Annotated in this window: 1 protein-coding gene; it reads left to right on the forward strand. The window is 65.3% G+C overall.

Annotation, left to right across the window (positions count from 1 at the left end; all coding sequences use genetic code 11):
- The coding region (locus tag FNJ47_RS46130) for a hypothetical protein (RefSeq protein ID WP_163163431.1) at positions 1-1,233 on the forward strand (1,233 nt) is incomplete at both ends.

The following is a 1,233-nucleotide window of genomic DNA, read 5'->3' on the forward strand; positions in this document are numbered from 1 at the left end:
CGCCGACGCTGAGTGTCTCGAGCCTGCCAAGCGCCACGGCCGGTGCGCAGATTGCGCTCTCGAGCCTGGTGAACGTGTCCAATCCGAGCAATGCGACGTATCAGTTGCAGCTGTGGGATTCGAACGGCACGGTGGCCGGCGGCGAGTTCCTGATCAATGGCGTGGCGCAGCCCGCAGGCCAGGCGATCAATGTGCCGTCGGGCGCCAATGTGGTGTTCGATGCCGGGACGTCAGCCGGCACCGATACGCTGTGGGCGCAGCTCATCCAGAACGGCACGGCGAGTGGCTGGAAGCAATTTACGGTCTCGGTGCCGTCGCCGACGCTGAATGTCTCGAGCCTGCCGAGCGCCACGGCCGGTGCGCAGATCGCGCTCTCGAGCCTGGTGAACGTGTCCAATCCGAGCAATGCGACGTATCAGTTGCAGCTGTGGGATTCGAACGGCACGGTGGCCGGCGGCGAGTTCCTGATCAATGGCGTGGCGCAGCCCGCAGGCCAGGCGATCAATGTGCCGTCGGGCGCCAATGTGGTGTTCGATGCCGGGACGTCAGCCGGCACCGATACGCTGTGGGCGCAGCTCATTCAGAACGGCACGGCGAGTGGCTGGAAGCAGTTTGCGGTCTCGGTGCCGGCGCCGACGCTGAATGTCTCGAGCCTGCCGAGCGCCACGGCCGGTGCGCAGATCGCGCTCTCGAGCCTGGTGAACGTGTCCAATCCGAGCAATGCGACGTATCAGCTGCAGCTGTGGGATTCGAACGGCACGGCAGCCGGTGGCGAGGTCCTGATCAACGGTGTGGCACAGTCCGCAGGCCAGGCGATCAATGTGCCGTCGGGTGCCAATGTGGTGTTCGATGCCGGGACGTCAGCCGGCACCGATACGCTATGGGCGCGGCTCATTCAGAACGGCACGGCGGGTGGCTGGCAGCAGTTCTCTGTCTCGGTGGCGACGCCGACGCTGAATGTATCGAGCGTGCCGAATGCCACGGCGGGTGCGCAGATTGCGCTCTCGAGCCTGGTGAACGTGTCCGATCCGAGCAATGTCTCGTATCAGCTGCAGCTGTGGGATTCGAACGGCACGGCAGCCGGCGGCGAGTTCCTGATCAACGGCGTGGCACAGTCCGCAGGCCAGGCGATCAATGTGCCGTCGGGTGCCAATGTGGTGTTCGATGCCGGGACGTCAGCCGGCACCGATACGCTATGGGCGCGGCTCATTCAGAACGGCACGGCGGGTGGCT

The sequence above is a fragment of the Bradyrhizobium uaiense genome, assembly GCF_010811875.1.
In the GTDB taxonomy this organism is placed as follows: Bacteria; Pseudomonadota; Alphaproteobacteria; order Rhizobiales; family Xanthobacteraceae; genus Bradyrhizobium; species Bradyrhizobium uaiense.